8 protein-coding genes and 1 tRNA gene are annotated in these 10,105 nt (G+C 54.2%); 3 read left to right on the forward strand and 6 right to left on the reverse strand.

Annotated elements, in window-relative coordinates:
• The coding region (locus CW742_RS02475; protein WP_292416044.1) for a F420-dependent methylenetetrahydromethanopterin dehydrogenase at positions 1-740 on the forward strand (740 nt) is incomplete at its 5' end.
• Here the strand turns inward: CW742_RS02475 and CW742_RS02480 are convergent.
• Both CW742_RS02480 and CW742_RS02485 read right to left on the reverse strand, forming a co-directional pair.
• Positions 737-1,684 carry a galactose-1-phosphate uridylyltransferase gene (locus CW742_RS02480; protein ID WP_292416046.1) on the reverse strand — a complete coding sequence of 316 codons (948 nt, stop codon included), beginning with the start codon at positions 1,682-1,684 and terminating at the stop codon, positions 737-739. The genes CW742_RS02475 and CW742_RS02480 overlap by 4 nt on opposite strands.
• Before the next feature lie 141 nt (positions 1,685-1,825).
• Entirely contained in the window at positions 1,826-2,812 is a 987-nt protein-coding gene (locus CW742_RS02485; protein WP_292416048.1) for a 5,10-methylenetetrahydromethanopterin reductase, read from the reverse strand.
• Between the two features lie 382 nt (positions 2,813-3,194).
• Here CW742_RS02485 and CW742_RS02490 point away from each other — a divergent pair, with 382 nt between their 5' ends.
• Positions 3,195-5,429 carry a tubulin/FtsZ family protein gene (locus CW742_RS02490; protein ID WP_292416050.1) on the forward strand — a complete coding sequence of 745 codons (2,235 nt, stop codon included), beginning with the start codon at positions 3,195-3,197 and terminating at the stop codon, positions 5,427-5,429.
• 1 nt (position 5,430) lies between these two features.
• Here CW742_RS02490 and CW742_RS02495 read toward each other — a convergent pair whose 3' ends face one another.
• The gene (locus tag CW742_RS02495; RefSeq protein ID WP_292416053.1) at positions 5,431-6,381 is read right to left on the reverse strand and encodes a DUF128 domain-containing protein; all 951 of its coding nucleotides are present in this window, start codon (positions 6,379-6,381) and stop codon (positions 5,431-5,433) included.
• Between the two features lie 2 nt (positions 6,382-6,383).
• Entirely contained in the window at positions 6,384-6,818 is a 435-nt protein-coding gene (locus tag CW742_RS02500) for a dCTP deaminase (RefSeq protein WP_292416055.1), read from the reverse strand.
• Between the two features lie 57 nt (positions 6,819-6,875).
• On the opposite strand from CW742_RS02500, the gene CW742_RS02505 reads away from it, so the two are divergent.
• Positions 6,876-6,947: transfer RNA gene (locus CW742_RS02505), tRNA-Arg, on the forward strand.
• Positions 6,948-7,046: 99 nt separating this feature from the next.
• Here CW742_RS02505 and CW742_RS02510 read toward each other — a convergent pair.
• Both CW742_RS02510 and CW742_RS02515 read right to left on the reverse strand, forming a co-directional pair.
• Entirely contained in the window at positions 7,047-8,441 is a 1,395-nt protein-coding gene (locus CW742_RS02510; RefSeq protein WP_292416056.1) for a carboxypeptidase-like regulatory domain-containing protein, read from the reverse strand.
• A 39-nt stretch (positions 8,442-8,480) separates the two neighbouring features.
• On the reverse strand, positions 8,481-10,007 hold the full coding sequence (locus CW742_RS02515) for an AMP phosphorylase (protein ID WP_292416059.1): 1,527 nt from the start codon (positions 10,005-10,007) through the stop codon (positions 8,481-8,483).
• Positions 10,008-10,105: the final 98 nt, after the last annotated feature.

Below are 10,105 nucleotides of genomic sequence, written 5' to 3' on the forward strand. Positions count from 1 at the left end.
CATTCATGGCGACCAGCGGAACGAAACTCCAGCCGGAGGACATCGACCGCGTTGTCTCCAACATGAAGGCATGGAAACCCGACTTCTGTATCGTGGTCTCCCCCAACGGCGTCCTCCCCGGCCCCACGGGTGCCCGCGAGGAACTCGCAAAGGCCGGCATCCCGTGCATCGTCATTACCGACGACGTCACGACCAAGAAGGAATGGGAAGGCATCAAGACGAGCTCGTTCGGCTACATCATCATGAAGGCCGACTCGATGATCGGTGCCCGCCGCGAATTCCTCGACCCCGTCGAGATGGCAGACTTCAACGGCAACCTCGTCAAGGTTCTCGCCATGACCGGTGCATTCCGCAAGCTCCAGGTTGCAGTTGACAAGGTCATCGACCAGGTCAAGGCCGGTAAGAAGGGTGCAGAACTCGAGCTCCCCAAGATCGTCATGACCACTGACAAGGCAGTTGAGGGTGAGTTCACCAACAACTATGCTCTCGCAAAGGCACGCGCCGCCCACGAGATCGCCATGGCAGTTGCAGGCCAGAACGTCAAGGGCTGCTTCATGACCAAGGAATGGGAGAAGTACATTCCGATCGTTGCAAGCGCCCACGAGATGATGAAGGTCGCAGCCAACCTCTGTGACGAGGCCCGCGAGATCGAGAAGGCAGGCGACACGGTTCTCCGCCAGGCACACAAGAAGGATGGCGTGCTTGTCAGGAAGAACAAGCTCGTTGCAAAATTCGACTAATCCTTTTTCTTTTTTTGGTTCCGGTACAGTTCTCCCATCTCTTCCGGGAGTGTCATGATAACCGGTTCGAAGTGCATTCGTTCCATAAAAGCAGAGTCACTCATCGATGACGGATTGGGATTGATCCGGGAGATAAGCGAACAGAATGCATGGAAACCGCTTTTCGGACCTGCCCTGTCGAAAAAGATTGACATATTGAAGGCATTGGTCCCAAGGTTCCGGTAGAATTCAAGAATCTCCACGATTCCGGCTGCCAGGGTATCGATATACGGGATAGCTTCCTCAAGAGTTGCACCAGGAAGAATCCCCCGGACTTCCCGTTCCCCGCAGGGTACAGCATGAGCAGCCCAGACAATGTCGTCACCGAAAAGATACCGCCCCGATGTTTTATCCCCATCTGTCACATTCTTCCAGTAATCCTTTCCCGTGATCTGATGGAACGTATTGCCAGCGTACAGGTACCGCTCGATAATCCGGGCGGGCCGGGTATCGCAGAGCCCCTGCATGTGGGGATGAATCATGCTCGCACCGGCAGAAGGGAGGTAATTCATATTAATGCTGGGATAGCCCACGTACTTCGTCAGCGCTTCAATCTGTCCCGACAATGCATCGGCAATCTGCTGCCTGCTGAATTTCTCAACCTGATGTGCTTTTGTTATTACTGTTACGATGTGCCCCCGGCCAAAAGGAAACATATTGGGAAAGGTGACGCTCTCGTTACGGATAATCCGTGTCCCATCGGGAAACAGGGGTGTCACGGAAAAAACCCGTTCGTGACAAAACGGGCAGTCGCCATTATCTTCAGGACTCACAGCAGGATGGATAACATGACGTTTCGAGCGATCCGGACTGATCCTGCATCTGAAGCCGGTATATGTCTCTTCCCGGAACTGGACAACGCCGTTCTGAGTCTCCACATCCGTGACAGAAAACATATCGTTCATACTACTCTTTCCAGCTGTACACCATAGTCATTTGCACACGCTTCCGCCACGATAAAAAATCACAAAAAAGAAAAAAGGGTTTTTCTGCCAGGGCGCCATCGCCGCTTTCGGTTATATGGGGGCAGTTATTGTGCTCTGTCCTTATACAACGTACTTGCCGAGCAGGCGGATGGAGTTGGTCATGTCGGGACCGAGGGGTGAACCGAAGATGATCTGCGTGACGCCTGCCTTGGTGAGGTCTTCGCACTTCTGCTTGACCATCTCAGGGGTGCCTGCAATGGTGAAGGCATCGATCTCTTTGTCTCCGACGAGTTCCCCAACGCTCTTGAAGTCGAACTTTGCAAGTGCTGCCTTGATCTTGGCAACATTGGCGAGATCGAGTCCGTGGCGGGTGAGGAGGGGCTCAGGTGAGCCGGCTGCAATGAATGCTGCAACGATCTTTGCTGCATTGCGTGCCTTCTTCTCGCTCTGGTCGATGGACATGGCGGTGTATGCGCCAACATCGAAGTTCTTCTTGCCGACAGAGTCGCAGGCTGCCTTGATGATCGGGATTGCCGCGGCAAAGTCCTTGGGGTTGGATGCGTTGATGAGTGCACCGTCACCGATCTTACCGGCGAGCTCGAGGACCTTGGGGCCCTGTGCACCGATGTAGACCGGGATTCCCTTCTTGCCGGGGAGGGTGACACCGGTCAGCTTTGCACCGTCGTAGTCGAAGAACTTCATGCCGGACTTGTTTACCTGTTCACCGGCAGTCAGCTTGCGGATCTGGACAACTGCTTCCTCGAGGCGGCCGACCGGCTTATCGGGGCTGATTGCAAGCTTCGGCAGCGTGGAGAGGTCCCCGGGTCCGATACCAAGGACTGCACGGCCATCGGAGATCTCGTTGAGCGTGCAGGCAAAGGATGCCATCGCCGCGGGGGTGTCGGTGAAAGCGTTCATGATACCCGGGCCCATCTTCAGGGTCGTGGTCTCCTTCGCAATGGCAGCGAGGGTGGGGTAGCAGTGACGGTTGTTGTAGTGGTTGGTGATCCATGCAAAATCGATGTCTTTTGATTCAGCAAGTTTACAGAAGTTAACAACTTGCTTTACATTGACATTACCAGGTACGAATTCAATTCCATATGTCAAGGTATGTTCACCTCATTTGAGTATTACCGTACACGCATTTAAATAAATTATGATTTTACGTTGACAGGAACCGGCTATCCACCCGCAAAAACCGCAATCTGGCGTTTATTCCAGTTTTCTGGCCACTTTTTCCGGTAAAACGGGTGTGATCGCATCAGGCTATCCCGGATCAGGCGCCATTTGGGGGATTTTTGAGTTTAACGGACGGTCATTGCAGCGTCATGTATCTTTACTAGGAGACCCAACCAGAATCATTGTCGTAATTTATATGCAACAAAGACGTATTTCCCCGGGAACAGATATTCTCCGGAAGAGCGGAGCCCTGCGGGACAATCTGTCTGCTTATTTATCGTGGATCATCAGAGAAAACGGTATTTAGTCTATGCGAATAGTTGCACTGGGACTTGGAGGGGCAGGATGCAGGATTGTGGACAGCCTGTATGCTATCGACAGAAAGAGCAGCAGGGTCGCCTGTGTCGAAGGACTTGTTGCAGATGTTGACGAAGCCACCTTGCAACAGCTCCTTGCACTCCCGGATTCACAGAAACTGTATTATCCCCCGTTTGATCCCATGAATCCGGATGTCCCCGCAGAGGGAGGGGCAACTGCCACCATTGATATTAACGAGATCATCTCACGGATCCAGAATTTTGAGACCGGTGAGAACGATGCGGTTCTCCTCTGTTGCGGGCTCGGGGGGCAGATGACGGATATTGTCCCGCATGTTATTGCCGGGCTCCGGTCCACCCTGGTTGAACCGATCTTCGGCCTTGTCACCCTCCCCTGCCTTGCCGAAGGCGAGAGGACGTCCGCAAAAGCCGCCGATGACATCGATATCCTCTCGTCCCTTCTGGATGGAATGATCGTTTTTGACAACGAGACGTGGTACAAAAAGACACGCCCCATCGCACAGGCACGGCTCGAAAAAAAGAAGGAGAAAGGTCTTGCCCAGATGCTGGGGATCGGTAAGCAGGAACCCGAACTCTCCCCAGAGATGATGACATACCATCTCCTCAACGAAGCCATCGTCAGGAGGATCAGCCTGATCTTAAAAGCCGGGGAATTCAGGGCTGACGGGGGCATCGATCTCGCCGAGGTTGTGCTGGATTCCGGAGAGGTACTCAACACCATGAAAGACGGCGGATTCGTAACAATCGGGTATGCCGTGGAGCATCTTCCGAATAATCCCCTTGCCTTCCTTTCCCAGTTCAGGCCATCAGGTCCGTTCAACGAAGAGGGGAAAAAACGGGCATCGCGGATTGTCGAACTGGCCAAACAGGCAATCTACCATGAGGTCTCAACACCCTGCGATATGACGAGCGCGCACAAGGCTCTCGTCCTCATTGCCGGCCCCTCGCACGAGCTCTCGATGCAGGGATTCATGACCGTGAGGAAATGGATTGACCGGAGCATCCGCGGCCTTGAAACACGCTCCGGGGATTACCCGGTCATGAACACAAAGAACGTTGCTATCATTGTCATGCTCTCGGGCCTCGAGAATATTCCCCGCATCAATGAACTCAGGGAGATCCGCGAACAGCTCAGGGCCGGTCCGTCACGGAGAGCGGCACCGGAACGTGGGTTGGAGGGGATATCACGCGTCCAGGAAAATGCCGGAACACTCCGGGATGAGATGATTGTCCTGCCAAAAGAGATGCAACGTGTTCCGGACAACCCAGAGGCCGGGCGTGTTCACGCTCCTGAACCCGAAAAGACCCCCCCCTCCAGACCAAGAGTCGATGCCGCCACGGAAGATATCCTGCAACCAAGGCAGCCACCGCCAGTCAGACCCATGGCCCCGCGACCCTCTACCCTTCAGCAGGTCCCGCTGGAAAAGCCAAGGAGAGATCATGCCGGATCCGCACCTGTCCGGGAACCGGCGTGGCCAACACAACCCCACAAGGCTCCTGCACCAGGACAGGAGATCCCATCAGGAAAAATCGTAACCCAACAAGCATTATCCCCCGAAGGCACAGCGGAACAGGCCGCACATGTCCGAAAAGAAGCACCTGTTCCCCCTTCGCATGAAAACGCCCGCCAGCGGATTGAACGGGAATTGCAACGACAGCGCATGATGGCACTTTCAGGGACACCGGTGAAGAAAGAAAGCGGTGCCGCACCATCCCCACCGGAGCCATCCGCCGCAGTCCGGACAAAACGTGTTGTCATCACCCAGACTCCTCCCCCACAAACACATGAACCGGCATCCCGCGCGCCAAATGAGGGGATTCTCGAAGCCAGTGTAAAAAAGACTGTCATTATCCGTAAACGGACTCCTGCACCCGAGAACCATGAACCGCCCGACAGGACGGGGTCACGGAAAGTAATCCCTGCTACTCCGGAACAAGGGGCACCGCTGAACGAGCCGCTGGAGCCCGTGCAGGTCCCCCCTGAAAAGGATGAACCGGTGATGATAAAAGAGCAGGAATTCCGGGCAAAAGACACCGTTTTCCAGGGGAAAATTGTCACCGACACCTCCGTTCCCAAAGCACGGGATGGTTCACTCATTCATACGAGCCTGAAACCGAAAAAGCCAGCCCCGGAGGAGGAGGACGCCCCTGCGGAACGGCACCAGGGGAAAAAGGGAAAAAAACCTGACGATCTTTCCTGGATCTGAATCAGTTTTTATCAAGGATTTTCGAAAACCGGATATTGCCGGCACCGATCTCGGTCTTTATCGGGATGTCGTGTTCGACCGTGTTCCCGATGTAATTCAGTCCGCTGAATGCAACGATCGAGAGCCGGTAGGGATTCTGGGGCAGGTTGAATACCTGGTTCCCCATCGTTACCGGGAAGATAAACCCGCAGGAATTCATCTGGCGAATCGTCTCTTCAGCCCGGGATCGTGCTGCACAGGGAATTTCGCGGACATTGGCAAGGGCAATTCCACTCTTCGATCGCGCAAATGATGAGATGGAGGTCAGGTGAGCGGAAATAAACAGTTCAAGGGGATCAATTGTGGTTCCCCGGTAGGCTATAAGGTCCCTGAACTCCCGGGGGACCCCGTTCTCGATCTCGAGCCTCCCGCCATATGCCATCCTGACCGGTATTCCCTGGCGCTGAAAGACACCATCCATCGATATGCTGCAGATGGTCATGAACCCGGTATGGTTATGGGGAATCCGCGGATCCTGGTCAATGATCCGGTAAGAGTTGAAGAAACCGCATCCCGCCTGGATCACTTCATCGAATGCCGTGATGACCTTCTCTGCCAGCTCATCGGGGACAAATGAGAGATTGTACGCAACATCGCCAGTCCCGGCAGCCGGATCGAATGTACTGCGGTAGGCAAGGCGCTCCAGCTTCGATATGATAAACCCGATACGGTCCTCGACAAGGGCGTTGTCCGTCTCCTCCAGGCCGAGGGGGGTTAAGATCCTTCCCTGGTTTCCGACCTTCTCGGTAAAGCCCATGGTGTCAAGATAACTCAGGTAATACTGGACGGCGCGGTCACTTAAGACAAAACCCCTCTCCGACATCAGCTCGGAGAGGCGTTTTGCACCCATCGGGTCGCGATGCTCCTTTAAGATACGGAGGATCTCAACGTATTTTCTCTCGGTCCGGATCATAATCACTTCGCCCCGACTGCGCCGACACTGTCCTGGTACCGGCCGGTATACCCGTTGCCGCTTCCCTTCACCTCGTGAAGAATCAGCTGGACAATCCTGTCGTTCTTGCGTACAACAAGATCATCCCCAATGTTCGTCAGGCACAGGGTGAGATGCCCGCGGAATCCGGGATCAACATACCCGGCTCCGAGCAATACCCCCTTCCGGCCAAACGAAGACCGGCACATGAGTGTCCCGGCAAGATCGGTGGGAAGTTCAACCCATTCCAGCGTGGGGACAAGCGTGCACTTCCCCGCTTCAAGGGTGATATCACTGGCTGAACGGAGATCGTACGATGCAGGTTGCTGGCATTCGGAAAGATAGGGATTGATCACGAGTTTTCCGACAGCAGGGTTTTGTTCCATGCGACGGGCAATCTCGGTCGATGAGAGAATCATTGGAGTAGTTTATCGGCAGAAAATACTTAATATCTTTTGATGTAAAGAAGATGAGAAGGATCCATGGGGTAGAGGATATCCTCTTGGGCTTCGAACCCAAGGACGCGGGTTCGATTCCCGCTGGGTCCGTTCCTGCTTTTCTCACAATTACAAAAGATACTCGTCAGTCGGGGATCTACCGGATTGGACAAGGTCCTGAATACAATTGATGGAATGGTGAAAAGAGAATTAAATCTCGTCTCTCCGCCGGATATGCGGTCCGCCTGAACGTCTTCCCAGTGCCCTGATGATCGCAAAGAGGACGAGGATCGCAAGTGCCCCCAGTCCTATCATGCCAAGAAGGCCCCAGTCAATGCTCTTTCCGATAACAACAGTCACAGCAGCAGTAGCATTCCCCGAAATAACCTGCTTCGTTACGGATTGCGGGACGTACCCTTCCTTCGTTACGGAAATATTCACATCGGTATTGAAGGGAATGCTGGTAACGAACTGCCCGTTGTTATCCGTCATTCCAGCACTTGCTCCATCCACCAGGACCGATGCACCCGGAAGCGCCTTGTTGTCATTATCCTGGACAGTGACCGTCAGCGCAGAGTTCGCCAGCGGGAGGGTGAAGGTGTAATCCCTGCTGCTGCTGGAGATCGTTACGATGCTGCTCTGGGGCGTGTAGCCAGTCTTCCGGACCTCGATAGAATAATCACCGGACACGAGAGTTGAAGAACTCATCCGCCCGTATTCGTTGGTCGTTCCCGCAAGTGTCCCGTCAACATAGACATCTGCACCTTCCATGGGTTTTTTGGACTCATCTGTTACATATATAAAAGCGCCAAGGGGTGCTTTCGATATTGAGGCATAATAGATGGCATCAGTCTCGCTGATGACACGGGACTCCATGTAGGATTTATACCCGTCTTTTGAGATCTCGATGGTGTAGGTCTTTTCCCGGGTAATGGGCGTTATCAGGATACCGCGTTCATCGGTTTTCCCCGCCAGCACAGTATTAAGACGTATCTCGGCAGCGGGAACGGCCTTTCCGGTATCTTTGTCAGTGACAACAAACGAGAAACTGTTCCCGGAAAGCAGTTTGTATTGCACTTCCTGGTCAACAGCTCCCATGATAATTGTCCCGCTCCGGGACTCGTAATTGGGGGCCGAGATATCAATGGAATAAATGGTTGCACCGGTAACGGCAAAGGTGGCAGTCCCGCTGTTGTCGGTCAGCTTTGTCAGCGTCACATTCTCTGCAGTAAGGTTTACCTGGGCACCGGAGATCGGATTCAGCGTATCGGAATCGAACAGGGTGCTCCTGAACGTGAGCGTCTTACGGCTGAGGTTTACCAGCAGTGCTGTGGTGTTTTTACTGACCTTCTGGCTCCAGTCATTGTACCCGCTCATCGAGATCCGGATTTCCTGATCATTTAACCCGGAATGGGTGAGCAGCACCTGGCCAAGGGAGTTTGTCCGTGCGTAGTTGGCACTGTTGACATATATGGTTGCATGCGAGAGAGTGACATTATCAATGCTGTCCTGCACCGTGATCAGCAGGCTGGTCGTTGCCTGTGCCGAACTGCAGAGAAGCAGGAGAAGCAGGATGGCAAAAAGGAAACGAGGTCGGGGATACATGATAAATATCGCGACCTGCTCGTATATCAGGACATCGGTCTATATCTCCGAATAAGACGACGGAACACGGTCCAGCAGCATACCCTCAACAAGGACCGGCATGAGGCGACGGCCTTCTTCGATTGCCTTCTGCAACCTCCAGTTCCGGTCCGCATACAGGGTGAAGAGCGGTTCACCGGCTTTCACGAGCTTTCCTTTCTTCGCGTGAAGGAGGATCCCCGCGCCCCGGTCCTGCGGGGCCCCTGCGGTCCGTGCAAGAGTGATGAGCGAGCGGTTGTTCATCTCGATCACGTACCCGGATGCCGGAGCACGGACCACGAACTGGTGTTCCCCGGGGGCAATATCCGATGACTTGACATTCGGGTCGCCTCCCTGGATCTCGATGATCCTTTTCATCTTCTCGAGCGCTTTACCACTGGAGAGAAGGTCCTGAGCCATGGCCATACCCCCGCCCCGTGGCGCCTTACCGGCCATCTCCAATGCGATCCCGGCGATGGATATGCTCTTCTGGATAAAGGAATTCGGCTCCTGAGAGCCCTCAAGGACACGCAGCGCTTCGATGACCTCCAGTTTCGGACCGACGCTGTGCCCGACAGGGGTGTCGCCATACGTGAGGGCACACTCCACTTTCATTCCCAGTCGTTCGCCAAGCTCGATGAATTCGCGGGCAAGTTTACGCCCTTCCTGCATATTTGGAACCTTGGTATTCTGGCCGACCGGAATGTCGATGACGACAAGGTTAGCACCAACTGCAAACTTCTTCGCCATCACGCTTGCCAGCATCTGGCCCCGTGCATCGATCTTGAATGGGTATTCCTGGATGATGATCCGGTCATCTGCCGGGGCGATATTCGTTGCCCCGCCCCAGACAATGCATCCCCCGATCTTGTCAGTCATCTGCTGGACCTCGCTTGCAGTGAACTCAACAAACGCCAGTGCTTCCATGAGGTCTGCCGTCCCACCGGCACCGGTGATGGCACGCGAACTCGTCTTGGGGATCTTGAGGCCGCTTGCCGCAATAATGGGGACTACAAGAAATGTGATCTTGTTGCCGGGCACCCCTCCGATAGAGTGCTTGTCGACAATGGGACGGGAGGCAAACTTGATCTGTTCGCCCGTCTCCACCATTGCACGGGTGAGATGCTCGACCTCGTCCATGTCGAGCGGATTAATATAGGATGCTGTTATGTAAGCAGTCAGTTCTGCAGCAGAGATATCGTCGTGGACAACGTCTTTGATAATCGTCAGGGTCTCTTCTTTCGTGAGCTTGCCCCCGTCCATCTTCTTCTTGATATAGTCAAGTGATTCAGGCCGGCCGGCCTCGCGGATCTCGATCTCCTCCCCATCCTCAAGCCGGAGGCGCTCATTGGTGATGCGGTAGATTCCAAGAGTCCCCTGCTGGGCGATCGTAGATGTGATCTCGACAAATGCTGTTGCCGACAACCCGTTCTTCGGGTTGATAACCTGGACCCGGTCGCCATTCATCACGCCCATGCCCCGGGCATCCAGCCGGTTCAGGAGCACCCCCCGTGCTGCAATATCAATGTTCTTTACAACCAGTTTCAAACTGCTCGCACCTCCCAATTCGGGATCTTATGATAACAAACGAATCGGCAGTATCAGATGTATGTTGACTCTTCGGGGTTTAAAAAGGTGTCACACAA

Source organism: Methanoregula sp. (genome assembly GCF_002835825.1).
GTDB lineage: Archaea > Halobacteriota > Methanomicrobia > Methanomicrobiales > Methanospirillaceae > Methanoregula.

What these genes read in the sequence shown, in the direction of transcription:
- CW742_RS02480 (WP_292416046.1), bottom strand. Translation starts at nt 1,684, where the DNA reads ATGAACGATATGTTTTCTGTCACGGATGTGGAGACTCAGAACGGCGTT.
- CW742_RS02490 (WP_292416050.1), top strand. Translation starts at nt 3,195, where the DNA reads ATGCGAATAGTTGCACTGGGACTTGGAGGGGCAGGATGCAGGATTGTG.
- CW742_RS02495 (WP_292416053.1), bottom strand. Translation starts at nt 6,381, where the DNA reads ATGATCCGGACCGAGAGAAAATACGTTGAGATCCTCCGTATCTTAAAG.
- CW742_RS02500 (WP_292416055.1), bottom strand. Translation starts at nt 6,818, where the DNA reads ATGATTCTCTCATCGACCGAGATTGCCCGTCGCATGGAACAAAACCCT.
- CW742_RS02510 (WP_292416056.1), bottom strand. Translation starts at nt 8,441, where the DNA reads ATGTATCCCCGACCTCGTTTCCTTTTTGCCATCCTGCTTCTCCTGCTT.